Consider the following 26,853-nt stretch of genomic DNA (forward strand, 5'->3'; position numbering starts at 1 on the left):
CTTTCTGGCGACAGAAAGCTTTCTTTTGCGTATTACTTGTGTTCAGATAACCATTGAGCAAGCATATCTGCTTCGCTGTCACTTACCAGACCGCCTGGCATTCCTCCATCAGTACCGTTCATGATAATTTCATGTATTTCATCCTTGGAATATCTGCCTCCAACTTCCTGCAGATTAGGACCGGCACCTCCAGACAAGTCGCCTCCATGGCATGTAGCACAGTTATTCTGGAAAATCGCTTCCGGATCATCGGATGCTGCTTCTTCACCGCCGCCTTCTCCGGATTCCTCTTGCTGATTCCCCTCTTCACCAGCTTGTTGAATGTCCTCATATTGATTCAGACCGACTACAGATAAAACAATCATTGTAAGTATTCCCAACACTGCGATAATTGCAAAAGGGATAACTGGGTTTCTTTTCATGTCTTTATCCTCCTTATGTAATCCCCAAACTTGTCTCTACAGACCAAACTACATATATTTTACTTGAAAATGTGACAAGAGAAAAGGGAAATGACAAGAAATTTTATATAACTACATAGTATATTATCATAATCGTACCAATCATTCCTGCACCAAACAAGTATTTATCTTTCTGTTTATAGCCGGTGATCAACCACCCCGCAAGTTGAAGCGAGATTACAATCGCTGTAACCCAGTGATTTTTCGTCAACAATTGCGCCAATTCTATCGTGATGAGTAACGACATACCCAATGTGATAAGCTTTGCCACCGGTATTTTGATGACATCTATTTTTGAAAACACACGGTAAAGCGCAAAGGAAATCAACAGAAAAATAATTGCAAGGAAGATTTGCAATCTGTCTGGGAATTCAGTAAAATTGATAACAAGATATGTTAGCGGTAACATTAAAATATCACAAAAGAGCAGAATTACCAGCTTCAGGCTCATATAAGGTTTTGCGGGCTCGTCTATCCCCTCACCTTGAGAATAAAGAGCCAGCAAAAAATCACAATATTCACCCGGTAATAGCCTGCTCTGCTTCCATTGTTGAATTTCCCGAATGATGATTTCTTTTTTCTCAATAGCCATTCTTTTCCCCCATCCGATTTCCAGTAATACCTGTCGGTAAATGGGTCCTTTAATAGCGGGACATCCTGTCGGACATCAATATTACAGTTACTGCCACTTGAAGCAAAATCAAAGTCATTGTACGGATGCACAATGACTTAGCTGAGCTCCAAACAGTTCCACATGAACAGGTTGTTTATTCGAGGAAATCCTTTAACCGTTTACTCCGGCTTGGATGGCGTAACTTGCGTAAAGCTTTTGCTTCGATTTGTCTGATTCGTTCTCTGGTTACACCAAACACCTTCCCTACTTCTTCAAGTGTTCTGGTTCGGCCATCGTCCAAACCGAAACGGAGTCGCAGAACGTTTTCCTCGCGATCAGTCAACGTATCCAGTACATCTTCCAACTGTTCCTTCAACAATTCATATGCTGCATGATCAGAAGGAGAAGTGGCTTCCTGGTCCTCGATAAAGTCGCCTAAATGAGAATCGTCTTCTTCACCAATTGGTGTTTCAAGAGACACTGGTTCCTGAGCAATTTTTAAAATTTCCCTTACTTTATCAGGGGTTAACTCCATTTCTTTCGCGATTTCTTCTGGTATAGGTTCTCTGCCCAGATCTTGCAAAAGCTGACGCTGTACACGGATCAATTTGTTGATGGTTTCCACCATGTGCACAGGTATCCGGATTGTTCTCGCCTGGTCGGCTATCGCCCGTGTTATTGCCTGGCGAATCCACCAAGTGGCATAGGTGCTGAATTTATACCCTTTTCGATAATCAAACTTTTCTACAGCTTTGATCAAACCCATGTTGCCTTCCTGAATCAAATCAAGGAAAAGCATTCCACGACCGACATAACGCTTTGCAATACTTACGACAAGTCGGAGGTTTGCTTCAGCCAGTCTTCTTTTGGCCTCTTCTTCGCCTTCTTCAATCCGCTTTGCCAGGTTTATTTCTTCTGAGGCAGAAAGTAAATCGACTCTTCCGATTTCTTTCAAATACATCCTGACCGGATCATTGATCTTAATGCCCAGCGGCACACTCAAATCGTTTAAGTCGAATTCCTCTTCTTTTGATAGCTGCTGCATGCTCGGATCTTCTTCCGAATCACCGATCACTTCTACCCCTTGCTCATTCAGGTACTCATAAAACTCGTCCATCTGCTCTGATTCCAACTCAAAGTTGGACAAACGCTCTGCTACTTCTTCATATGCTAGTACCCCGCGCTTTTTTCCCAGCTCAAGCAACTGGTCCTTCGCTTGCTCCAGGGTGAGCTCATTTTCATTTTCATTTTCTTTAGAACGTGATGGCTTGTTATCTGCCATGAGTCCCCCTCCTTCCAGACTTACTTCTATATCAATGAATTGAATTTTTCAATTGCTTTCTGATCTCAAGAATCTGCATGGCTATCTGGGCTGCCTTTACAGGATCATTTTGTTTTTCTGCCAGTTTTTGCTCCGCTTTCAGAGATTTAATGGCTGCTTCATCACTGTGTTCTACACGGATGAGACGTATATAATCATTTATCTCTCTATCACTGATATCCTGGTGGATAGGCATCATTGCAATTTGGACAACCAAACTTTGGATGGACGGGTCTGGCAGTCTTTCTACAAACATACTGACATCCGCCCCGTTCCCTTCTTCATAATAAGCATATAAATAAGTAACAATGATTTGGTGCTGCTCTACATTAAACGAACCACCTAATTCTTCCTTCACTTTTTCAGCAATCGTTCGATCGTTTAACATGTAAGCAATTAACTGTTTCTCCGCATTATGGTAAGCGGGGAGCAATTTCTTTTGACTAAACGGGGCTTTCGCCATACTAGTATTGCTCTTTTGCACCATCTTATCCTGCCCGGCACCTATCTTTTGCCTTCTAGCCGTTACCTCTTGAGATAAAGTTTCCATAGATAATTCAAATTCATTTGCTAATTCTTTCAAATAATGCTCCCGTTCCACCGGCCTGTCTATCAATGCGACTTCATCAAGTACACTTTCAACATATTGTATGCGATCTCCTTCCAGATTTAGATTATAATCTTTTTTGAAGTATCGCATCAGGAAGGACATGTATGTGTCGCTTACATCGATTACCTCTTTCCGAAAGCGTTCCGCACCGTTTTGCTGGATGAATTCGTCCGGATCCATTCCGTTTGGCATACTGGCAATCTTCACTGTACATCCTGCCTTTTTCAGGATCTTGGCGGCTTTGTAAGAAGCCTGTACGCCCGCATCATCTGCATCATAGCAAATAACCACTGTATCCACATAGCGGCGCAGCAGTTTGGCTTGTGCTTCTGTAATGGCTGTTCCCAGGGTGGCTACGCCATTTGTGACCCCAGCTGCAAAAGCCGATATCACATCCGCATACCCTTCAAAAAGTACCGCTTCTTCCTGTTTACGGATGTTACTTCTGGCTAAATCAAAATTATATAAAAGTCTTCCTTTATGAAATAGTTCCGATTCCGGGCTGTTCAGGTATTTTGGCTCCTGATTGTTTATCGATCTGCCTCCAAATCCGACCGTTTTCCCTAGATGATTGCGGATAGGGAAAACAACCCTTCCTCTAAACCTGTCGGATACTTCCTGCTGGTCATTCATCGAAAGCAGCCCCGCCTTAACCATGGCCTGGGGATGAAACCCTTTCTTCTCCAGAAACTGAACAATGAACTCCCTGGAATTCGGGGAAAAGCCCAACTGGAAAGCATCAATAACCTCGTCAGTGAAGCCTCTGTCGATTAAATACTGATAGCCTTCCTTCCCTTCTTTCGTGTGACGGAGCAAATGGTGATAAAGTTTCGTCAGCCATTCATACGCACTGAGAACATCCTGGCTCTCTTGACTTACTTGCTGGTTTTGGCTGGCAGGCTGATAGCTTTCCGGCAAAGTATGCCCACTTTTTTCAGCCAAATGCTTTAAAGCCTCAAAAAAACTGAAGCCTTCCATCTCCATTACAAACGTAACAACATTCCCGCCTTTATGGCAGCCGAAGCAATGAAATATCTGTTTGTCCTGTGTCACGGAGAAAGATGGAGTCTTTTCCCCGTGAAATGGGCACAATCCAAAGTAATTTCTGCCCTGCTTTTTCAATTGGACATATTCTCCCACGACATCCACGATATCATTGGACTTTCTGATTTCTTCTATCGTTTCTTCAGGGATTTGACCATTCATTAGAATCACCATGCTCTACGTTTATTCTATAAAGACTAAGAAAACCCTGCAAAATTCGACAATCTTTTTTAAAAAAATAACTGATTTCATTTTCTATCATTAAAATAAAAATCTTCCACCAACAAAACACATTCCTGATCCTGCCCTCACAGTTTAATGTAACCTTTGAAGAAAAGGGTCAAACCAGTACCTGCTTCTCCATACATATTCTCATCAGATAAAATAAAAAAAGAAAAGATAAATGTAATGCTTCTTCTAATTCGATATAAAAAAGAAAACAGCTAGTTTTTTATTCTACATGTATCCGAATAATCCTTCCTTTTTCCTATGTTTTTATTTTTCAGAATTTAGCATCCCCAATTTGGAATACTGTCCAATAGAGAAAGACATTATAGAAACATTTTTTCACAAAAAATAATTATAATACAGAAAAAAAGAAAATGCTAATATTTTTTCTTATAACGTTGCGCTTAAAGAACCGTTGCACCCCGTGATTGTATTCTGCAAGGCAACTCTCTCGTTGATCATTCCCTTTCTCCTGCACAAAACGGTGAGTGGGATGGAAGGCGAAGCAAGTGAAACTCCTTCTTCTTATTATAGCTGTTTGGAAGGAGATGCATACGACAGCCTTCCTGCTTTGACACCTGGCCATGGTTGTACAAACACGTGGTTAACAGTCAGGGTTTGCCATTCAACAACAATTGCTTTCTTATATTCAGAATAACGTTTGCAGTTTCCTCCACTGCCTTATTCGAAACATTGATCACATGACACCCGATTCTTTCCACCACTTTTTCAAAATGATCAAGCTCTTGCAAAATCCGTTCCCGGTTAGCATAGCTGGCTTGGTCTCCCAACCCCAGGGCCTTCAGCCGTTCCTTCCGGATATCGTTCAGTTTTTCAGGGCTGATTTTCAAACCAATACACCGATTGGGATCCACTTGAAATAACTCTTCCGGAGGATTCACCTCTGGTACTATAGGGACATTGGCAACCTTGAGGCGTTTGTGGGCAAGATATTGCGAAAGCGGTGTTTTGGAGGTCCGGGAAACGCCGATCAATACAATATCCGCTTTCGATATCCCCCTCGGATCTCTTCCATCATCATACCGCACCGCAAATTCTATCGCTTCTACCCGCTTGAAATAATCTTCGTCCAATTTATGAACCAATCCGGGTTCGAGCCTCGGTTTTTTTTGATAAACCTTTTCCATGGCGTCCATAAGCGGTCCCATGATATCAATGCATTCAATCTTTCTTTTAACGGATTCCTCCAGCAGATGTCTGCGAAACGTAGGATTCACCAGGGTGAAACCGATTATCGCCCCTTTTTCCTCCGCTTGGTTGATGGTTTCATCCAGTATCTCCAGATTTTCAACATAAGGTACTCGGTGTAGAAGATATTCTCCGCTGTTATCAAACTGGCTCAGAGCAGCTTTCACCACTAATTCTGCTGTCTCTCCCACCGAGTCAGAAACTATATACACAATAGGTTTGCCCATCATTTAACCTCCCTGCAAGTTATCATTCCCGGTGAATTCCACTAATGCTTTGGTCATATTTGTTTTGGTTATGCGGCCGATGACCTGTAGGCCATTTTCTGTATCCTCTACCACAGGAAGACCATCGATTTGTTTGCTGATCAATTGTTTTGCTGCGTTGATCAGATAATCGTTTTTTCGGCAAATCGTAACATTCGGCATTCTCGTCATGATGATATTAACCGGAAGACTGGCTAAATCCTGATTGCCCAGACTAGCCCTGAGCAAGTCTTTTCGAGAAACGACCCCTGTTAAAAGCGAAGCATCGTCCACCACGAATAACGTTCCAACATCTTCCAGGAACATTTTGCTGATGGCATCATAAACCGAGTCATTTTCTTTAATCACGATCGGTATCGATTGAAAATCCCGCACCTTCACTTTTTTCAGTTTTTCAGAAAGCAATTCAAAACCGGTTTTCCCCGTGAAAAAATAACCTACTCTCGGACGGGCATCCAAGAAGCCGGACATGGTGAGGACAGATAAGTCTGGTCGGAGCGTAGCTCTTGTCAATTGGAGTTTTTCCGCTATATTCTCCCCGGTAATCGGACCATGTTTTTTTACAATCTCAATAATCTGCTGCTGACGATCGGAAAGTTCCATCCTTTCACCACCTTCTCGGCATGAAGCACATTTTTTCTCTCATTATAGACAGGTACAACATATATAAACGGGAATATGTCAGAATTGCTGTTTCCACTGCACTTTTGACAGGTCGGCATATTGATAAACCATGGAAGCAATTTTATTCAATAATGCAAGCCGGTTATTTTTTACGTGCTCATCTTCCGCCATAACCATCGTATGATCAAAAAATGCGTGAATAGGATCTGCCAATTCAGCCAAAACATTTATAGCTTGACTTGCTTTTTGTCGATTCAAAGCTTGTTGAAATTCCGGCACCGCCCGTTCTACTGCAGCATTCAATTCGGTTTCTGTTTCATTTTCGAATAATTCTTTTTTGACCTCTTCCGTCTTAGCCTTGCCGGCTAAATTCAACACACGCCCCAGTCCTTCTTGAACTGGTTTGAAGGCTTCATCCTGTCTTTTATCGGTCAAAACAAGAGCTTTATCGAAAGTGAATTGAAAGATTCCGATGCCTGCATGAAGGACTGCTTCGATGACATCCTGGTCAATTCCTGCTTCTTTCAAAATATAACCCGCACGGTGGGCAAAGAACTCGGACACATTTTCCATTGTCTCTTGTTTATCCCGAGTTGGAATACCCTTTGTTTCAAATTGCAGATAAGCTTGTTCAAGCAACTGTTCCAGTTTCACTTCCCACTTTTGAGCTTTCAAGATTTGCAAAACTCCGATAGCCTGCCGTCTGAGCCCATAAGGATCCTGGGAACCGCTGGGAATGATGCCTACAGAAATGCAGCCGATAATGGTATCCAATTTATCAGCAACACTTACAAGAGCACCTTCTGGCGACTGAGGGAGAGTGTCTCCTGCATGCCGTGGCATATAATGTTCATTGATAGCCTGAGCTGTTCGTTCATTTTCACCGAACAGACGGGCGTATTTCTCCCCCATAATCCCCTGAAGTTCTGTGAACTCATTGACCATATTGGTCACCAAATCAAACTTGGAGATTTCTGCTGCCCGAACTGCGTGGTTCCGTACAGCTGTGTCCATATCGAGCAACTCAGCGATTTTACTTGTTAGTTGAGCTACACGTTCCACCTTTTCTGCAATAGTTCCGAGCTTTTCCTGAAACACCATCTTTTCCAGTTTCTTCACATTGTTGGCTATGGATTGTTTCTTATCTTCTTCAAAAAAGAATCTTGCATCGGAAAGTCTGGCCCTTAACACTTTTTCGTTTCCGCGAGCAACCGTTTCTATAAAATCGCTATTACCGTTTCTTACAGCGACAAAGTTCGGCAGCAACTCTCCTTCACTATCCCGCACTGGGAAATATCGCTGATGTTCTTTCATGGAAGTAATCAGAGCCTCTTCGGGAACGGCCAGGAACTCTTCATCAAAGGAACCGGAAAAAACGGTAGGATACTCAACCAAATGCTTTACTTCGTCCAGCAAATCGGCATCCACTGTAACCTGCCAGTTTTTGTTTTCCTGTAATTGTTCAATTTCACTTCTGATCTTCTTTTCTCTTTCAGAAGGATCCACGATTACATACTGCTCTTTTAGCTTATTTCGATAGTCACCAGCAGATGATAATTCAATGGATTTACCAAGAAATCGATGTCCGAATGTCGTATTTGATGCGGTAACACCAGCAATCTCCAACGGGATGACTTCACTGCCGAACAAAGCAGTGATCCAGCGGATGGGTCTCACGTAACGTAGGTTCAAATCACTCCAGCGCATATTTTTGGGGAAGTTTACCTTTAACACGACATCTTTGAATCCCTGCAATAAATCGAAGGTCTTGCTGCCCTCTATAAACTTACTCACAAAAATGTATTCTGTCCCATTTACTTCTTTGGTATAGATGTCTTTCACCGTTTTTCCTTGACCTCGTGAGAAACCAACAGCTGCTTTTGTCCACTCGCCATTTTCGTCTAGTGCAATGCTTTTCGCCGGACCTTTTGCTTCTTCCTCGATATCTGGCTGTTTTTCAGCTGCGTCCTTGATTAGAACAGCGAGCCGCCGCGGTGTTACATATGCTTCGACACCTTGATAAGGTACCCGCAATTCATCCAGCCAGGCGGTGGTTTTTTCCAGTAATTGTCTCTGTGCATCATCAAGAAAACGGGCCGGCATTTCTTCAAGGCCTATTTCGAATAAAATATTAGTTGTTGTCATTGTTTGCCGCCTCCTTCAACATAGGGAACCCAAGACGTTCACGCTCTTCTACATATATTTTGGCTATTTCCCGCGCTAAATTTCTTACCCTGGAAATATATCCGGTTCTTTCGGTTACGGAGATAACTCCTTTTGCATCCAGGAGATTGAATGTGTGAGAGCACTTCAATACATAGTCATAAGCCGGGAATACAAGGCCTTTCTCCATTGTCCGCTTTGCTTCCTTCTCATAGGTCGAAAACAGATTGAACAGCATATCTGTATCGGATTCTTCGAAAGTATATTTGGAATGTTCATATTCAGGCTGTAGGAAGATGTCAGAAACCGTTACTCCATCCGTCCATTCTAAATCAAACACATTTTCTTTATCCTGGATATAGGAAGCAAGTCGTTCAATTCCATAAGTCAATTCAACCGCTACCGGCTTTGCTTCGAGCCCGCCGATTTGTTGAAAATACGTGAATTGAGTGATTTCCATTCCATCCAACCACACTTCCCAACCAAGCCCGGCCGCACCGAGCGTAGGATTTTCCCAGTTATCTTCAACAAACCGGATATCATGCTGTAAAGGATCAATACCCAATGCCCGCAAAGAATCCAAATATAACTCTTGTATGTTATCTGGTGAAGGCTTCATGATCACCTGAAATTGATGGTGTTGATACAAACGATTCGGATTCTGTCCATATCTTCCGTCAGCCGGCCGGCGGGACGGTTCTACATATGCAACATTCCAAGGTTCCGGGCCAAGGCTGCGCAACAATGTCATCGGTGACATTGTCCCAGCACCTTTCTCTACGTCATATGCTTGCATTAAAATACAGTTTTGATCTGACCAATGCTTTTGCAAAGTTAAGATCATTTGCTGAATATTCATTTGCTCATTCCTCCGATTATGGTATTCAAACTTAGAAGCGGGCTTTGCTGTAAAATCACGACAAAAAACCGCCCCTACGCCAATCCAAGGCATAGGGACGGGATATCCGCGGTTCCACCCTACTTGCTTTCCGATTAACGGAAAGCCGCTTTCGCTTGATTGCTCTGGTGCGCCTTCCCCGGTTTTTTCTACTCCAGCTCTCACTATCCTGGATTCGCTTTTAGAAAAGATGTCCAAGTACTACTCACCGTCAATGCAATATGTAAATTTTGATTTAACCTTACTGAATTTTATCCTTTTTGTCAATCATAATGCTATTTCAAGAGATCCAGCTGGTTTAAAAATTTTTTTGACTTGATATGATATCCGCCATACCGTTCATAATACTCCTCCATCAATTTTTTCAACAGTTGTTTATTTTCCGGTTTTATCGAAATATTTCCGATTCGTTCGATATCGATGGTGGAAAACATTGAAAAGATTCTCGACAGGTTTTCCGGCAAGGATACCGCATACTCATCGATATGACGACAGCGAGGGCAAAGATAACCTCCCTCTGCGGTAGAGAATGCAAATGGTCCCTGAGGGTTCCCGCAATTGACACACTGTTGCAGTTCAGGAGCGTATCCTGCCCGCTGGTACATTTTGAGTTCATAAATGATCGTCAATATTTCCGCGTCTTTCCCTTCCGAAATCCAGGTCAGCGTTTGTTCCAGTTGTCGAAATAAAAATGGATCATAGTTGTTTTTTTCCACCAACTTATCTGTCAGCTCTGACAGATAAGTCGCGTATGCCGTCTTTACAATATCTTCCCTGATTTCCCGAAAGGAAGAAAGCACTTCGCCTTGTTGCAGTGTACCCAGATTTCTCCCCGTCTGTATTAAGAATTGACCATGGATGAACGGCTGTGTGATGGCTGCCATCCTGCTTTTCGGTTTTTTTGCTCCCCTCGCGACTACACCGATTTTCCCGTGTGACGGCGTCAATATCGTCACAATCTTATGTGTCTCCCCATAATCTTGCGTCCGCAGGATTATGCCCTCTGTTTTCTCAAACAAATCTATTCACCAATCCCTTTCAAAAAAGACGACACTTTTTATACTAAGAAGACGCCGCCTAGTTTCCATTTGGCGGCGCGGCAGTCGCTTATAAGTTTCGATCAAATTCTTGCAAATGTTCTTTATAGTTTGCATTAGCAGATGATTCTTCATCGTAGTAAGATTCCATTTCTTTCATCAGTAAATAGGTTTCAATGTTTCCTGTTTGACTGAATATTTTCCAGGGAAAGTCGAGCACAAGAAACCCCACCTTTCTATAAACTGTTATACATATTAGAAATCATACTTTTTATAGGAAGTTCAAAATTTCCGGTGAAAATGACTCTTCGTATTTCTTCGTTCGTTGCGCTTCTCGGTTCCTCATGTATGTCTTTATACATTCCGGACCTCCAACCTTCACTGCCTAGAACTACTTGGTCCTTTTCATCCTCTTTTTGAACACTTTATAGGAAGTTCAAAATTTCCGGTGAAAATGACTCTGCGTATTTCTTCGTTCGTTGCGCTTCTCGGTTCCTCATATATGCCTTTATACGCTCCGGACCCTCTATAACTCCCATGACAGCTGACAGGCAGCTGCTTCCCCCACACCTCTAGGATGGCCTTCTCTTTTGGTTACATGAGTAAAAATATTTACCATGTATGAACAGAAAGGAACTTCTTCACCGGCGGATTTTGTCAGAATTCAATATTCGTCACTGCTAAATCCATACTCCGTCAACTGACTTTGTCTGTTGCGCCAATCCTTCTGTACTTTGACCCATAGTTCTAAGTATATCTTCGTTCCCAAGAGTGCTTCTATATCCTGTCTGGCTCGTTTTCCGATTTCTTTGAGCATCGAACCCTGTTTGCCGATAATGATACCCTTTTGTGATTTTCTCTCTGTTACAACCGTAGCTTGTATAAAAACACTTCCGCCTTTTTCCCTGACTTCTATATTGTCAATGACAACTGCAATGGAATGGGGAATTTCTTCTCTGGTCAATTGTAAAGCTTTTTCCCTTATCAATTCACTGATAATGAAACGCTCTGGGTGGTCAGTGATTTGATCTTCCGGATAATACTGTGGTCCTTCCGGTAAATGATCCTTCAAAACATGAAGCAAATGGGCGACATTGTTTCCTTCCAACGCTGAAATCGGAATGATTTCCTCGAAGTCATATTTGTCTTTATACTCATCGATTAGCGGAAGCAGATCATCAGGATGTACCTGATCAATTTTATTGATGATCAAAAAAACAGGGTTGGTTACATTCTGCAAGCGATCCAGAATAAACTGGTCACCCCTCCCATAACCTTCTTCCGCATTAATCATGAACATTACCGCGTCTACTTCGTTAAGCGTATTTTCTGCGACTTTCACCATGAAGTCACCAAGCTTATGCTTTGGTTTGTGGATTCCGGGAGTGTCGATAAAAACCATCTGGGCATCTTCTTCTGTTAAAACCCCTTGGATTTTGTTGCGGGTGGTTTGTGGTTTGTCACTCATTATTGCAATTTTTTGTCCGATCACTCGATTCATGAACGTCGATTTTCCAACGTTCGGCCTTCCGATTATTGATATGAATCCTGATTTGTATGCTGCATCCATGTTGTATCCTCCATCGTTTATGCCTTTTTATGTTTTATAGCTTTTTCATCCTGTGGTTTTCTTCTATTTTACTATAAAAATTTACCCCTTTCATGGATTCGACAAAACCTCTCTAAAAAAGTTGTAATACAAAAGCAACATAAAAGAAAACCGAAAAATCTACATGTTTTTGTTTTCCTTCGTTTAGTTTATACCAACTCTATCCTAATATCATTATAAAATGGCCTCCATGCTTCCAATCCACAAGGGTTATATATTCTGTTCAAAAGCTGTTCTATTCTTTCAGTAATGCCTTAAAAGAAAAACCCGGCCACCTGATAATAGGGGCCGGGTTTGGCTGTCAAAACAACTGTGCAATTTTCGGAAGGAAAATTATCGCTCCCACTACTGTAGCTGCAGCAGCCATGGCCAGAACGGAGCCAGCAGCAATGTCTTTAACAGCTCCCGCTTTCGCGTGGAATTCCGGTGCTAAATAATCAAGCAGCCGTTCAACCGCTGTATTGATCATCTCCATTGCAATCACCATACCGATTACCACAACAAGGAGGAGCCATTCGATCGCTGTGATCCGGAAAATAGCGCCCATAACGGATACAACAATGGCCGCAAACACCTGGATACGCAGGTTCCGTTCCTTCCAAGCGTTTTTCCATCCACGCAAAGCAAACGTGAAACCGACAGTCCGCTTCCGTTTACTTCCTTTCAAGTCCGAACGCATTTAAAATTTCCTCTTGTCGCTGGAACATTTTCCGCTCGTCTTCTTTTTGTATGTGATCATAGCCGAGAAGGTGTAAAAAACCGTGCAAGGCCAAAAAACCGAACTCCCGTTGAAGGGAATGTCCATACTCTTCTGCCTGTTCAGCGGCCTTATCGACAGATATGACGATGTCACCAAGAATTAACGGGATATCTTCACCGATTACTTTCAATTCTCCTTCACCCTCTTCCTGCATTGCGAAAGAAATCACATCTGTCGGTTTGTCCTGCTGGCGATAATTACGATTGATGATTTGAATTTCCTCATTATCGACAAAATTAACAGAAACCTCCGATTCATCCGTGATTCCTTCTTTTTCTGCAGCAAAAGTCAAAAGCCGCTGAATCAAATCGGTCGTATCTTCTTCAACTTTGTTTGTTTGATCATGAAAATCGATATGCATTAATTTGCCTCCTTCACTTCTTGATCTGTCGGGTACTGTATCCTGGAATGGAAGATACCATTAAGCGTTTCACAAACCGCTTTACGGATTTTCTCCAACTCTTTGAATGTTAACGGTGCATCACTCAACTGTCCATCCATCAGCTTATTGTGAATGATCGAGGTGACTATTTCTTCAATTTTTTCGTTCGTCGGCTCCTTCAATGAACGCACAGCCGCTTCAATCGAATCGCATATACAGACAATCGCCGCTTCCTTTGTTTGCGGGAGAGGACCAGGATAACGATATTCCGACTCTTTCACTTGTTTGTTCTGCTCTTTTGCCTTATGGTAAAAAAATTGCAGAAGACTCTTTCCATGATGCTGTTCTGCGATATCAACAATTTCCTTGGGGAGTTTGTGTTTCCTTAGGAGTCGAGCCCCAGCGTATGGATGGTTGATAATAATTTCAGCGCTTTGCTTTGGCTGCAGCATGTCATGAGGATTGGTGATGCCCATTTGATTCTCAATAAAATAATGCGGTTGTTCCGTTTTTCCTAAATCATGATAATAAGCAGCCACTCTTGCAAGAAGCCCGTTGGCTCCTGCTGCTTCGCAGGCAGTTTCACTTAGATTCGCTACCATGACACTGTGATGGTAAGTCCCCGGTGCCTCGATCAATATCTTACGTAATAGTGGATGATTCGGATTGGATAGGGTGAGCAGTTTTGTATCAGACAATATTCCCAGTCCGGTTTCAAAAAATGGCAACAGTCCGATTGTTAAAACGGATGAAAGAAAAGCGGCGACTACGCCATATCCACTGAAAGTCAACATATCCGCGATAGCATATTTTTCGAAAGAAAGAAATAAAAATAATAGTACGGTAAGTATGTGTACCAGTGTTATTCCTATTCCTGCCTTCAGAATTGCGATACGATCTTTCAGACTGGCCAGGAACACGATTCCGGCCAATTGAGAAAATAGCATGTAGATGCCCGCTTCCATGTTGAGCGATCCTGGTATCTCTCCATTGAAAATGAGACTTGCAAGGATACTGTATAGAATCGCCATCGCCATCGCCAAGCGTTCATCAAGCAAAATTTTCAACAACATCGCACCTGTCGCTGCAGGAACGAGAAAGAACAATTGATTGACAGAATCCGTGAAGACACTAGCCACTTTCATCAAAGATACCATCAACACACTGATTAGAATAATGGAAGCAATCTTCCTGACATCCAATTCCCGTTTTTTAGAATGGATATGCATTTCATAAGTGATGATACCCCCGATTAAAAAAATCAGTAAAATAAGTCCGATCAACGGATAGACATTACGATCATCGTTCAAGAGACCGACCAATTTCAATTGTTCATAAATCTCATTGGTGATCGTCTGTCCTTCGGTTACAATGATTTCACCGGCCCGGATCATCACTGGTTCCACATTATTGGATGCATGTTTTTGTGCTTCGACCGTCTTTTCCGCATCATAAAACGAATTTTCCACCACAGCAAACTCACTGAGTATGTAAAGGACTTCCTTTAAGTCATCGTTTAAGCTGGAATACTGGAGCTTTTCATTTACATTTTTCACAGCATTTTCTACAGTTTCCGTTGTCACGCCGTCATTCATTACCTCGTAAATGGACGTTGTGAGCAACTCTTTCGCCAGGGATCGTTTTTCTGAATTTGCATGGATCAACACAGTCAATTCTTCCCGGTCGAGCGCTTCGCTCAATTCCGGAGAAATAATCTGTTGAAGCTTCTGCACTTTATCCTTATCGGTGACGGCAGGTTCGCCCTCTTCTTCGCTGGATTTCGATGCCTTTTCTTCCTCTTCGAGCTTATCGATCGCTTCAAACAACTCATTGATATAACCTGCACGTTCCTGCGTGATTTCTGACGATATCTCATACCTGTCCTCTACTGCCTGAATCGCTTCTCTTCTTTCACGCTCTGTTTCTTTTTTGTTTTCGATCGACAATGGAGAGCGGATGGTTTCTTTCGCTTCGTTAAACCTTTCGATATTGTATGTTTCCGTATAAACATTAGAAAGCGTGATGAAAAAGAAAAAAATGCATAAAAGCAAAACTGCCAAACTGATTTTCAGCCATTTGTTTTTATAAACCGGTAATTGTTTAAAACGTTTCCAGTAATGCTTCATTCCCTCACCTCATTTTTGAAAAAGAGCGGTCTATACAGAAATAAGACCCTGGAAAATGGGTCTTAATCCTGTAGTCAATGCTTACTCTTCCTCATAAGCATCGATAATTTTCTGAACCAGTGGATGACGAACTACATCAGACTGTTTTAAATACATAAAAGCGATGCCTTTGATTGATGCCAACCGGGCTTCGACAGCTTTCAGGCCGGATGTGACACCCATAGGAAGATCGACTTGAGTAATATCGCCGGTGATTACCATTTTCGAGCCAAAACCAAGTCTGGTTAGGAACATTTTCATTTGAGCAGGGGTTGTGTTTTGCGCTTCATCCAGAATGACGAATGCGTCATCAAGCGTCCTGCCCCTCATATAGGCGAGCGGTGCGATTTCAATGGTGCCTCTCTCAATCAGCCGAAGGGTGTGCTCGTTACCGAGAACATCGTGCAAGGCATCATAAAGAGGGCGTAAATAAGGATCGACTTTTTCTTTTAGATCGCCAGGCAAGAAACCAAGACTTTCGCCGGCTTCGACTGCCGGCCTTGTCAAAATGATTTTTTTGACAAGGCCTTTTTTTAGAGCTGTCACTGCCATGACAACCGCCAAATAAGTCTTTCCAGTTCCAGCAGGACCAATGCCGAAGACAAGATCGTTGGATTTTATCGCATTGACATAATTACGTTGCCCCAACGTTTTGACCCTGATGGATTTTCCTTTGGCATTTTTGGTAATTTCATCTTCAAACAATGTTTCAAATTGATCTATTTTACCTTTTTTGGCGAGATCGACAGCATATACCACATCGCGTTCTGTGACAGTCAGCCCTTTGCGGACAATATGAAGTAATGCAAGCAATATTTCCTCTATAAGCTGGGTATCTTCCGGTGTGCCGGAAACGCTGACCTGTTCTCCTCGCGTGACAATCGATACATTCAAATGTTGTTCGATTTGTTTTAGGTGTCTATCTTCGGTTCCAAACAATGTGAGTGCTTCGTTTGGATTTTCCAGTTGTAAATCGATCGTTTTTAAATCTTCAGGCATAATCAATCTCCTTGAGATATTGGTTGAATTTTTGTTATATCTTCCTTAGCTTTAAAATAAAGGGTTAACTTAACTTTACCACTCTCTATTCGTTCGTGCAAAACTTTTTGAAAAGCTATTTCTGCATCCTTTCCAAGCTCACTCCGAAGCTGCTTTGTCGCTTGTTTCACGGCTTCTTCTCTGGCTTTTTCCCTGCTTCGTTTTTCATTATAAGATGCCTGTTCATTCCATTTCTCTTCCACGATGGATATCGGCAGCGTCCAATGCAAAAAGTACAATGGTTTACTTGTGGTTTCTTTATATACATGTTCATAATCGACCTTTTTGAAACCCCAAACCGGAATTCTCAGTTTCCCGATTTGAAGATGGAATTTCGTTTCATTTTCCCCGGTAAGGGTTTGATAATTCGCCTTCATCGGTACAGTTGTTTCCACCTCGTACCACGTCTCTGCAATTACTTCCCCTTCGGCTGCCACGTTGTTCTTTGGCTTAGCGTTTTTTTCTTTGTCGTCATCTTGTTCTTCCTCTGTTTTCTCCTCGTTCAGGTTGCCGGAAACCAATACTTGCCCAGGTGTGACAAGGTCATTCACTTTGACCAAAGGAAGCCCCTTAGCCACAAACATATCAACAATGACACCTTTCTTTGCAGCAACCAGATTCCTGGGGCCAGACTGCTCAGGTTCTTCGACAATCGTTTTCTCGACAGCTTCCAGTTGATAGGTTGTCCCCTTTTCCGTCACACCCACCCATAGCAATTCAGGCAAATCATCCAGCAAACGTTGTTGAATGTCACTTGGTGTACCGATGGTAAACTTTATGGCACCGCGGTGAATACCATACTCGTCCAATTTTTCGATAATCTTCGCTTCTATTTCTGGCGGGACATTTTCGACTTCTATGTCCCAGACGACGTTCGAAAGAAACATGACGAACAAGATACTCAAAAATAATCCTGCCATGAATGGTTTTTTACGCAAAACGCGCTGTATCAAAAAAGGAAAACCTTTCCGTGACAGAAAAGACAGCTTGTAAACCGTTTGCCTGCGCAATCTTTTTATCGCGGAAATATCACGTAATCTTACATATCCGACACATCGCGTTTCATTTATTTTTATCACATTCCAAACAGTTATTCCTTCCCTTGCGCACAGATCGAAAAACAGCTCCGGGTGGTGTCCGGTCACTTCTATCTTTACAGATCCTGTAAAAAATATGTCTTGTGTGTGCTTCATCTCTGCCCCCCTCCGCCGGCTATCCGGTCACGCCTCGATGAATGCCAGCTCCTTGATTTTACCCTCAAGCAGGATTTCCTCCGGCAGCATCATCTTCAGCACAAATTTTTCTCCAGTTATCCGGAGGTATCCGTCTTTCATACGTAAACGGAGCTCAGATTCTGAAAACAGAATGAGTCCTTTATGATTTTCGATATAAGCATGGATTTGACCGATAGTCGTAATTCTCGGAAGTTCGAGGATAACATCGGAAGGAAGTTCAAGATGCTGCGTGAGCATTTTCTCGATGCGCTGTTTCCATTTGTTCACCCAGGATGCCCCCTCTCACATCATATGTATGAATGAAACCAGGAGATAAGAACAGCAAAATATCCAAGGCTAAACCATGTATGATGGGTTATAAAGGGGAGGGCCGGCCAAATGATAATTAACAACACACTAGATATTTTACGAAAGAACGCGGTTTAAAAACAAAAGGGCTTTCGTCTAATTGAAAAAGTGGAGTGGATAAAAACATGACTATCAAAGTTAAAACTTAATCAGATTCTACATGCTAATCAAATGCTCCTAAGACAAACTTCTTTTATCCTGTTTTTTTATCGGTGCTGTATCGCTACGGCAACCACGGGCAGAGCTTCACCTTCCTCTGAAAGCACCAATCACTTTCTTGCGGGATTTTCAGGCCGTGCTTCTACATGCGAAAGAAAAGATGAATAGAACCGGATTCGGTGTTAGGTTTCTAAACAATGACAAAGACGTAAGGGAGGAGTCGTTATTCTTCCGAAATTGGAGGGGGTGAACTAACAGCAAGGTAAAAGGCTTCCATGCGGCTTAGTTATTTCTCGTAACGGCAATAGACAAGACGGAAAATTACGCAGAAGAAAGAATATCTCCAACCAACCGAGGCAAGGTAACTCCAGCAGGATGAGCGCGAGCTGAAGATCCATTTGGCAAAGGGCATTTCTTTGCCGAATTAGCTGAAGGCGTGTCTGCGGAAAGCGAAGTATCTTGAGGCTGCAGGATTCATTTCATGTGAAGCCTGTTAAGTTGCTCGCACTCCAAAAGGAGTTACTCTGTCACAGGGCTCCAACCTTAGGATTTCTCCACCAGTCGCCTGTCAGCTACTGAGCGTCTTGATCCTTACACAGGCTGGGCTTTCACCAGTAAGCAATTAATAGCGTGCTGGGCACGAGTAATCAAAAAACCGAACGAATCGTTCGGTTTTTATTTTGGTCACTATGCTTTTGTCCCAGTCCCTTTTTCACTTCGTGTGCCGTCTTTTTTGGTAAGGCCGATGAGCCCGAGGCTGACCGAGCACTTCTGCCATCACAAAACTTTCTGCAATCCCTTTTTTGGATAGATTCCGGCGGATGGAAAGCTTCTTATTCGAACGGCCGTCTTTTTTGGCGGTTCGATTGCTGACTCCTTTATCCAACTGTCTCGGTCGTTCCACCTCCTGGATAGAGTCCATGTGATAAGAAAAAACGTCCACATCTGCATACTGTGTTTCTGCCAGCTTCGCCTTCTTTTTCTCGTAATACGTTTGTGCACTCGACGGCCCTACTGCAGTGGAAGGATTTGTTTGTGTTTCAGCCTCAACATTCACAGTTGTTTGTGCAGGCTCTTTAGTGCTTGTTTGTTGGCGTGAAGGAGAAGGATTTGGCCGGGAAGGCCGGGTAGGTTTCCCGCCCTTCTGTTCCTCCTCCTCATTTTTAAACATGCCAAACAGCCATCCGACCACGGCAAGAAGCGGGATGATTAAGCCTATTAAATCCTCCATTGATCATCCTCCTCTTTCACTCGGCCTCTATTATTGGTCCTCGTCATTTTCTTCTTGAGAAAGCTTGCCAATCGTATCACGCATATCTGTATCAGCATTGATGTTCTTATAATTCATATAGTCCATCACGCCCATATTGCCTGATCGAAGCGCCTCGGCGAGCGCGAGCGGTACATCTGCTTCTGCCTCGACGACTTTTGCGCGCATTTCCTGTACCCTTGCCAGCATTTCCTGCTCTTGGGCCACAGCCATTGCACGACGTTCTTCCGCTTTAGCCTGGGCAATGTTTTTGTCTGCTTCTGCCTGATCAGTGGAAAGAGTAGCCCCGATGTTTTTACCGATATCGATATCAGCGATATCAATCGATAGAATTTCAAAAGCTGTTCCTGCGTCCAACCCTTTGGATAGGACATTATGGGAGATGGAATCCGGATTTTCCAATACTTTCGTATGGCTGTCCGAGCTACCAATCGTACTTACAATCCCTTCACCAACACGTGCGATCACTGTATCTTCACCAGCACCACCGACAAGCCGGTCGATATTTGCCCGGACAGTGATCCTGGCTTTTGCTTTCACTTCAATCCCATCCATAGCAATACCTGCAATAAACGGTGTTTCTATTACTTTCGGGTTAACACTCATTTGGACAGCTTCCAGCACATCACGGCCAGCCAAGTCAATTGCAGCAGCCCGTTCGAATGTCAATTCAATATTAGCCCGTTGTGCGGCAATCAACGCATTGACCACCCGATCGACATTACCTCCTGCCAGATAGTGACTCTCCAATTGATTCGTGTTTACTCCAAGTCCAGCTTTGTGCGCTTTGATCAGCGGGTTGATCACTCTGGAAGGGACGACCCTTCTCAGTCGCATTCCGACAAGGGTGAATATGCTGACCCGGACACCAGCGGCCAAAGCGCTGATCCAGAGCATGACGGGAATGAAAGTGAATAAAACAGCAACTGCTATAACAATTAATCCGATTACTATGATCGGTAATAAACTTTGAATGTCCATTATACTTCCTCCTGTGTATGTTGATTGTTTATTTTTCTTACCACAATTCTTGAACCTTCCGTTTTGACGATCTTGATAGGAGTATCCTTCTCGACAAAAGCTCCTTCTGTCACGACATCAAGCCGCTCCTCCCCGAAGACCGCCGTTCCTGACGGCCTAAGCATGGTGACCGCTCTGCCTTCCAAACCGATTAAATCCAACCTGCTCACCGAAGACACATATCCCTGTTCGGTAGTGGTGGCATCCTTTAATATGATGTTTTTAAAGAAACCTTTTTCCAGACCGATTGTTTTGAACAGAATAACAGAAACAACGATCGATGACAGTAGGGCGATTGCTATGCTCATGGCCATATGGCCCATATCCGCTGAAGACATGAACAGAGCAGCGACTACTGCACCTATCCCGAGAATCCCGAGTATTCCTCCGGGCACAAAAATTTCTGCAATAATCATAATGATTCCTAATACGAGCAAAATGACTGCTTCATATCCTGCAAGGCCTGCCACAATATGTCCGTAGAAAAATAATACAAGGGACAACAGCCCAATGGAACCTGGAATGCCGAATCCCGGAGAATATAACTCTACGATCAAGCCAATGCTTGCAAGAGACAACAGTATCGGCACCACCACGGGATTGGTCAAAAATCTGGCAATTTCCTCTGCAAGCGTAGTATCGGTTTCGATAATTTCAGCATTTTGCAAATCCAGCTCAGCTAGAAGTTCTGTACGGTGGTTAACGATTGCTTCAGCATAACCTACCTCTACAGCCGTGGTCGGCTCTAAGGTTAAAAAATCTCCTTCCGGCGCCCCGTACTCCGGTAAATCAATCGAAGGATTCGCCATCGCTTCTGCATACAATGGATCTCTATCCTTAGAAGCAGCGGCACTCTTCATAGCCGAAATCCAGGCTGACTGTGCCTTTTTATCAGCAGCCGTTCCATCTGAGTTTATGACACCGCTCGCTCCCATTGTTGCATGCGGCTTCATGTAGATATTGTCGGTGTTCAATGCTATGTACGATCCCGCTGACAATGCTTCATTTGTAATAAACGCTGTCGTCTGTATTTCTAAATCCTGTAACATTTCAGCTATCTGCCCTGCTGCATCCACTCGGCCGCCAGGTGTATCTATTTCAAAAATGATATGGTCGGCATTTTCTTCTGCAGCTTCCTGTGTGGTCCTTCTCAGAAAAGCCTCCAGCCCCCGCTCCACTTCATCTTCAACCGGTATAACGTACACCAGCTTCCCGTCTCCGTCAGCTGCGTCAATCGGTGTTGGAGTGACGAAAGAACCGATCAACCCCGTTATCACGCCCAAGAACACGACCAAGACAACGGCTATTCTTCTGCCCACCTGCTATCGCCCCCTTTCTATCGACACGCTATGTATACGGTCCACTACCTATGAAAGTTTCAAATCTTTTCTTCAGTTTAACATATATTTTCAGCCGTTAGTATTCACCCAACGCCACAAATTCATAAGAATAAGCTCCCGAATGAAGAAGAGTTCCCGTCATTTTCCTATAAAAAAAGAGAAGCAGCTTCGCCTTGACCGGCGAAAACCACTTCTCCCTTTTAGCGCTCACTTGTTTAAACTAATTAAGACAAATGCTTTTGGACAAGACGATTCACTTGTGAACCATCAGCCTGCCCTTTTACTTTAGGCATGATGGCACTCATCACTGTCCCCATATCTTTTTTGGAAGTCGCGCCGACTTCCTGGATCGTTTCTTGAACAATTTGTTCAAGTTCTTCTTCTGTAAGCTGTTTCGGCATATATGCTTGTAAAACTTTTATTTCATCTTCAAGTTTTTCCGCAAGATCATCGCGTCCAGCTTCTTTGAATTCTTGGAGGGAATCTTTTCGCTGTTTTAACTCTCTGGATAAAACAGTTAGTTCTTCTTCTTCAGATAATTCGTCTTTACCAAGTTTGATCGCTTCATTCTGTAAAGAAGCTTTCACCATGCGGATGACACTCAAGGCTTGTTTATCCTTGTTTTTCATCGCCTGCTTCATATCCTGGTTCAGACGTTCAACTAATGACATATCTCTTCTACACCCTCTTTGTTACTTACGCTTTCTAGCAGCCTCAGATTTTTTCTTGCGGCGCACACTAGGTTTTTCATAAAATTCACGCTTGCGGTATTCAGACAATGTACCACTTTTAGATACACTGCGTTTGAAGCGACGAAGAGCATCTTCAAGAGACTCGTTTTTACGAACGCGAGTTGTGTTTGACATGCTATTTTCCCTCCCTCCGAAGCATACAACAGGTTTCTGGGACATATGTATCCTTCCATATGTCTCCCGACAATTATAATATATTGCTATTTCCCGGTCAACTTATTTCACAAGCAATTACTAATAAATTCTATTTTTCTTACCTTGCGGCCATTCTTTTGTTTATTTAACATGCTCCTCAAACACTCCGAAACTCGTTGTATGCCGTAGTTGATATAAACTGCGAGCTAACTATAACGGAAAATTCCATTGCCTATTCAAAAAGGGTGTTACCCACCGCTTCGGTAGCATACTTCGCTTTCCGCGGGCACGGCTTCAGCTAACTTGGTAAAGAAAACCGCTTTACCAAGTGGATCTTCAGCTCGTGCTGTTCCCGCAGGAGTCTGCGTATGCTCCCTGCGCTAAGGAGCAGGCTGATTAACGGAAGCGTAGACTTTTTCCTTGAGAACCAACAAGCCATCTTAAAAACGTTTGTCAGGAAATGTGTACTTCTTTTCATAAAAGACAGTTGTAATTCCCGCCTTTTCTCCTGTTCTTGGACTTTCTGCTTGTTTTCCTGGCAATGTCTTTTGATGATACGGTGCATGGAGTACTTATGAATAAAAAAATTTCGAGGTGTTTCTAAACAGAAATGCTGTTCCTAGCGAAGAAAATACCCGGAGACTCCCGCGGGAGGAAAGGCCTCGGTGAGATCCCGCAGAGCGTCAGCTCGAGGAAGCTCACCAGCCGCCCGCGGAAAGCGCAGGGTATTTTCGCAGCGTCGAATTCCAACTCAACAAAAGTAAGAAGTCAGAAAGACGCATCCAAACTATGTCGTAGTTTATATTTTTCATGCAAGAATAACCATCTTTTGTTAAACAGCCTTGAAAAGAAAGTTTTTAACAGACATGTTTCCACCGCCTGTCCATATAATGTAACGAGGTGAGTGGTTTGGCTGATTTGCTTTCTTTATCCGCGGTATTTTTAATGCTGTTTTTTCTCGGTTTCCAAGTTTTGCGGACAGGCTTGCACCATGTCGCCTTCCATAAAGTAGAACCATTGCTTGCAGGCATGACGAAAAATCATTATTACGGTATTCTGACAGGTCTGCTTGCAACTGCCGTATTGCAGAGCAGCTCCTTGATCATGGTACTGACGATCAGTTTTGTCAGCGTAGGGTTGATGACCTTCAAACAGTCCTTGGGCGTCATACTCGGTGCAAACATCGGAACGACCGCAACAGGTGAATTGCTGACATTCAGTCACTATATTCCCGAATGGGCTTTTGTAGTCATAGGTGCCATCCTGCTGTTCTCCAATATAAAATTACTTTTTGGGGCGGGTACCATCCTGTTCGGCATCGGATCCATCTTTGTCGCATTGGATGGATTCGAATCATTGGCTCCCCTGATTGTGGAACTTCCGATATTGAAAGATGCCATTATGTTTACTCAGTTGAATCCAGAGGCAGGGGTGATCATCGGAATGGTGTTCAGTGGTGCCATCCAATCTTCAAGTGCCACCACTGGTATTACGATGAGTTTTTTAAACGAGGGACTAATAAGCATGGCAGCTTCCATTGCAATCGTACTAGGGGCAAATATCGGTACTTGCCTGACAGCAGTCCTTGCAGCACTGGGCACAGGTAAACAAGCTATCTTAACTGCGATGGCCCATGTCTGGTTCAACTTGTTCAGCGTCCTGCTATTTCTTCCATTCCTTACCGGACTTACTGGATTTGCAGAGTCATTGTCCAGTTATCCCATCAAGCAACTAGCTCATATTGCCGTCTTATTCAATGTCGCTTCCGTACTTTTATTCCTGCCGTTTATCGGACTATTCGAGAGGTTCATCATCCGGTTCCACGGCGAACAGGAAATATGAAAAACACACTGCATGACATTTCCTTCTAAACAGGAACCATTGTTGCAGTGTGTTTTTCCATAAATTATTAAAATTTCAGGGGTGAAAGGAAACGAAGGTTACCTCGCCTGGACAGTCTGCCCGTTCCGGTACACTCTTTTCCTCTACCTCGATTAATAATCAGAGTCGGCTGTGCCTCCGGAGACAATTTGTACACCCGCACTCGCACCGATACGAGTTGCTCCTGCTTCAATCATCGCATCCGTTGTTTCCCTGTCCCTGACACCTCCCGATGCTTTTACTCCCATTTCTTGTCCTACAGTTTTTCTCATCAAAGCTATATCTTCCACCGTTGCACCGCCCCCAGAGAAACCTGTCGACGTTTTTACGAAGTCAGCGCCGGCTTTTTTAGCCAGTTGACAAGCCGTAACCTTTTCCTCTTCATCCAGCAGAGAAGTTTCAATGATTACTTTAGTCAGTGCCAGATTGCGAGCTGCATGAACAACAGCTGCAATATCCTTTTCCACTACATCGGAATCACCAGATTTCAATGCTCCCACATTGATAACCATGTCTACTTCCGTAGCTCCATTTTTGATGGCTTGCTCCGTTTCAAACACCTTTGTTTCCGTCGTTGTTGCCCCTAAAGGAAAACCGATCACGGTGCAGACTTTTACGTCTGTGTCCTTTAATTGTTGATAACAGTAAGAAACCCAATAAGGATTAACACACACGGAAGCAAAATGGTTATCTTTTGCCTCTTGAATGATTTGGTCAATTTTTGAAACTGGTGTATCCGGCTTCAGTTGTGTATGATCAATCATACCCGCTAGATTTTTATCCAATTTTACCCATCCTTTCTCGTTGTACGAACCTCTTATCAATGATAGCACTTCCGAATGGAAAAAACCAAGCATTGTTCAGCAATTACCTAAAACAAAGAGAATCTTGGTCCAGCACATTAAAAAACCCGGCAAGGCCGGATTTTTTAAGAGATTTCTGCTTTTTGGTTGATTTTCGGTTCATCCATCACACGGACGAACTGCCCTTCATTATATGGATATCCTGCTTTTGTAATTTTCACACGGACAATTTTGCCAATCATGTCATCGGAGGCTTCAAATTTCACCTTCAGGTAGTTATCCGTATAACCGACAAATATATTGTCTCCTGCCTCTTCGTCAAAACGCTCTTCAGGTATCACTTCCAGTACCTCGCCTTCATACTGGGAAGCATATTCTTTTGCCTGTTGGTCCGAAAGCTCGATCAGCCGGCGGACACGTTCATTCTTCACATCATCTTCAACTTGATCAGTCATACGTGCCGCTGGTGTCCCAGTGCGTTTGGAGAACGGGAATACATGTAGTTCTGAATAGCCGATTTCCCGGATAAAATCGTACGTTTCCTGAAACTCTTCCTCTGTTTCTCCAGGAAAACCGACAATTACATCAGACGTAATCGCCAAACCAGGCAATGCTCGCTTGATTTTTTCGATTTTTCCACGGTAAAAGTCAGCAGAATATTTTCTTCTCATTCGCTCTAAAACGGTGTCGGAACCTGACTGCAACGGAATGTGGAGGTGGCGGACTATTTTATCCGACTGGTCGAGCACTTCGATCACCTCGTCAGTGATTTGACTCGCTTCAATAGAGGAAATCCGGATACGTTTTAACCCATCCACTTTTGTTTCCAATTCACGCAGTAATTGGGCAAAGTTGTAATCCTTCATATCCTCTCCGTATCCCGCTGTATGAATTCCAGTCAGAACAATTTCTTTATATCCGGCATCTACAAGCTGCTGAGCTTGTTTTAATACATTTTCAGGTTCTCTGGAGCGCAATAGCCCACGCGACCAGGGGATGATACAAAACGTACAGAAATTATTGCATCCTTCCTGGATTTTCAAGGATGCCCGTGTCCGGTCTGTAAACACAGGTACGTCCATTTCTTCGAAGACCCGGTTTTTCATGATATTTGAAACTCCGTTTATTGGCTGACGATCCCGCTTATGCTGCTCGATATACTCGATCATCTTTTCCCGATGCTGGGTTCCGACAACAACATCCACGCCGGGAATCTCCATGATTTCACCCGGTGAGGTTTGAGCATAACAGCCGGTAACACAAACAACTGCTTCCGGGTTTTTCCGGATGGCACGGCGAATCACTTGCCGGCTTTTTTTATCGCCTGTATTGGTTACGGTACATGTATTGATTACATATACATCGGACTGGTGGTCGAAATCCACCCGTTCATAACCTTCCTCTTTGAATTTTCTCCAAATTCCTTCTGTCTCATAATGGTTCACTTTACAACCCAATGTATGAAAAGCCACTGTCGGCATT

Annotated in this window: 25 protein-coding genes; 1 reads left to right on the forward strand and 24 read right to left on the reverse strand. The window is 43.3% G+C overall.

Features of this window, described 5'->3' with window-relative positions; all coding sequences use genetic code 11:
• Nucleotides 1-32: 32 nt before the first annotated feature.
• The 22 genes from cccA to rpsU form a co-directional block, all read right to left on the reverse strand.
• Complete coding sequence (cccA, locus tag ABVF09_RS04820) at nt 33-422, reverse strand: cytochrome c550 (protein WP_026569923.1); 390 nt, start codon at nt 420-422, stop codon at nt 33-35.
• A gap of 103 nt (nt 423-525) precedes the next feature.
• Nucleotides 526-1,053, reverse strand: a complete 528-nt coding sequence (locus ABVF09_RS04825; protein WP_371068706.1) for a hypothetical protein — start codon at nt 1,051-1,053, stop codon at nt 526-528.
• 175 nt (nt 1,054-1,228) lie between these two features.
• Complete coding sequence (gene rpoD, locus ABVF09_RS04830; protein WP_026771157.1) at nt 1,229-2,356, reverse strand: RNA polymerase sigma factor RpoD; 1,128 nt, start codon at nt 2,354-2,356, stop codon at nt 1,229-1,231.
• 31 nt (nt 2,357-2,387) lie between these two features.
• On the reverse strand, nt 2,388-4,211 hold the full coding sequence (gene dnaG / locus ABVF09_RS04835; protein WP_026569921.1) for a DNA primase: 1,824 nt from the start codon (nt 4,209-4,211) through the stop codon (nt 2,388-2,390).
• A gap of 677 nt (nt 4,212-4,888) precedes the next feature.
• Nucleotides 4,889-5,716, reverse strand: coding sequence for a pyruvate, water dikinase regulatory protein (locus ABVF09_RS04840; protein ID WP_026771155.1), 828 nt, complete (start codon nt 5,714-5,716; stop codon nt 4,889-4,891).
• A complete protein-coding gene (gene ccpN / locus ABVF09_RS04845; protein ID WP_026569920.1) occupies nt 5,717-6,355 on the reverse strand; it encodes a transcriptional regulator CcpN in 639 nt (212 codons plus the stop codon).
• Nucleotides 6,356-6,433: 78 nt separating this feature from the next.
• On the reverse strand, nt 6,434-8,521 hold the full coding sequence (gene glyS, locus ABVF09_RS04850; protein ID WP_371068707.1) for a glycine--tRNA ligase subunit beta: 2,088 nt from the start codon (nt 8,519-8,521) through the stop codon (nt 6,434-6,436).
• A complete protein-coding gene (gene glyQ, locus ABVF09_RS04855) occupies nt 8,508-9,398 on the reverse strand; it encodes a glycine--tRNA ligase subunit alpha (RefSeq protein ID WP_153461559.1) in 891 nt (296 codons plus the stop codon). The genes glyS and glyQ overlap by 14 nt, the downstream gene beginning before the upstream one ends.
• A 314-nt stretch (nt 9,399-9,712) precedes the next feature.
• Complete coding sequence (gene recO / locus ABVF09_RS04860) at nt 9,713-10,456, reverse strand: DNA repair protein RecO (protein WP_153461561.1); 744 nt, start codon at nt 10,454-10,456, stop codon at nt 9,713-9,715.
• 88 nt (nt 10,457-10,544) lie between these two features.
• A complete protein-coding gene (locus tag ABVF09_RS04865) occupies nt 10,545-10,694 on the reverse strand; it encodes a YqzL family protein (protein ID WP_081704499.1) in 150 nt (49 codons plus the stop codon).
• Nucleotides 10,695-11,138: 444 nt separating this feature from the next.
• Nucleotides 11,139-12,044 (reverse strand): GTPase Era, encoded by a 906-nt coding sequence (era, locus tag ABVF09_RS04870; RefSeq protein WP_026569916.1) that lies wholly within the window; start codon nt 12,042-12,044, stop codon nt 11,139-11,141.
• Between the two features lie 340 nt (nt 12,045-12,384).
• Nucleotides 12,385-12,762: a diacylglycerol kinase family protein gene (locus tag ABVF09_RS04875; RefSeq protein WP_153464605.1), complete on the reverse strand. Its 378-nt coding sequence runs from the start codon at nt 12,760-12,762 to the stop codon at nt 12,385-12,387.
• On the reverse strand, nt 12,737-13,204 hold the full coding sequence (gene ybeY / locus ABVF09_RS04880; RefSeq protein WP_026569914.1) for an rRNA maturation RNase YbeY: 468 nt from the start codon (nt 13,202-13,204) through the stop codon (nt 12,737-12,739). Before ybeY ends, ABVF09_RS04875 begins: the two co-directional genes overlap by 26 nt.
• The gene (locus ABVF09_RS04885; protein ID WP_153464607.1) at nt 13,204-15,351 is read right to left on the reverse strand and encodes an HD family phosphohydrolase; all 2,148 of its coding nucleotides are present in this window, start codon (nt 15,349-15,351) and stop codon (nt 13,204-13,206) included. The genes ybeY and ABVF09_RS04885 overlap by 1 nt, the downstream gene beginning before the upstream one ends.
• Before the next feature lie 81 nt (nt 15,352-15,432).
• Nucleotides 15,433-16,389: a PhoH family protein gene (locus ABVF09_RS04890; RefSeq protein WP_026569912.1), complete on the reverse strand. Its 957-nt coding sequence runs from the start codon at nt 16,387-16,389 to the stop codon at nt 15,433-15,435.
• 2 nt (nt 16,390-16,391) lie between these two features.
• Entirely contained in the window at nt 16,392-17,621 is a 1,230-nt protein-coding gene (gene yqfD / locus ABVF09_RS04895) for a sporulation protein YqfD (RefSeq protein ID WP_371068708.1), read from the reverse strand.
• Between the two features lie 27 nt (nt 17,622-17,648).
• Nucleotides 17,649-17,930, reverse strand: coding sequence for a sporulation protein YqfC (gene yqfC / locus ABVF09_RS04900; RefSeq protein ID WP_026569910.1), 282 nt, complete (start codon nt 17,928-17,930; stop codon nt 17,649-17,651).
• Between the two features lie 952 nt (nt 17,931-18,882).
• Nucleotides 18,883-19,401 carry a hypothetical protein gene (locus ABVF09_RS04905; protein ID WP_026569909.1) on the reverse strand — a complete coding sequence of 173 codons (519 nt, stop codon included), beginning with the start codon at nt 19,399-19,401 and terminating at the stop codon, nt 18,883-18,885.
• Nucleotides 19,402-19,431: 30 nt separating this feature from the next.
• Complete coding sequence (gene floA, locus ABVF09_RS04910) at nt 19,432-20,421, reverse strand: flotillin-like protein FloA (protein WP_026569908.1); 990 nt, start codon at nt 20,419-20,421, stop codon at nt 19,432-19,434.
• Entirely contained in the window at nt 20,421-21,734 is a 1,314-nt protein-coding gene (locus ABVF09_RS04915; RefSeq protein ID WP_371068786.1) for an NfeD family protein, read from the reverse strand. The genes floA and ABVF09_RS04915 overlap by 1 nt, the downstream gene beginning before the upstream one ends.
• A 290-nt stretch (nt 21,735-22,024) precedes the next feature.
• Nucleotides 22,025-22,471 (reverse strand): GatB/YqeY domain-containing protein, encoded by a 447-nt coding sequence (locus tag ABVF09_RS04920; protein ID WP_026569906.1) that lies wholly within the window; start codon nt 22,469-22,471, stop codon nt 22,025-22,027.
• 21 nt (nt 22,472-22,492) lie between these two features.
• Nucleotides 22,493-22,666 (reverse strand): 30S ribosomal protein S21, encoded by a 174-nt coding sequence (gene rpsU, locus ABVF09_RS04925; protein WP_067837072.1) that lies wholly within the window; start codon nt 22,664-22,666, stop codon nt 22,493-22,495.
• A 930-nt stretch (nt 22,667-23,596) separates the two neighbouring features.
• Here rpsU and ABVF09_RS04930 point away from each other — a divergent pair.
• On the forward strand, nt 23,597-24,529 hold the full coding sequence (locus ABVF09_RS04930; protein ID WP_153464611.1) for a Na/Pi symporter: 933 nt from the start codon (nt 23,597-23,599) through the stop codon (nt 24,527-24,529).
• Nucleotides 24,530-24,681: 152 nt separating this feature from the next.
• On the opposite strand, the gene deoC is transcribed toward ABVF09_RS04930, so the two are convergent.
• Both deoC and mtaB read right to left on the reverse strand, forming a co-directional pair.
• Nucleotides 24,682-25,353, reverse strand: a complete 672-nt coding sequence (gene deoC, locus ABVF09_RS04935) for a deoxyribose-phosphate aldolase (RefSeq protein WP_026569902.1) — start codon at nt 25,351-25,353, stop codon at nt 24,682-24,684.
• 143 nt (nt 25,354-25,496) lie between these two features.
• Nucleotides 25,497-26,852 (reverse strand): tRNA (N(6)-L-threonylcarbamoyladenosine(37)-C(2))-methylthiotransferase MtaB, encoded by a 1,356-nt coding sequence (gene mtaB / locus ABVF09_RS04940; RefSeq protein ID WP_026569901.1) that lies wholly within the window; start codon nt 26,850-26,852, stop codon nt 25,497-25,499.
• Between the last annotated feature and the right edge of the window lies 1 nt (nt 26,853).

It is taken from the genome of Sediminibacillus sp. JSM 1682029 (assembly GCF_041366435.1).
Lineage (GTDB): Bacteria > Bacillota > Bacilli > Bacillales > Amphibacillaceae > Sediminibacillus > Sediminibacillus terrae.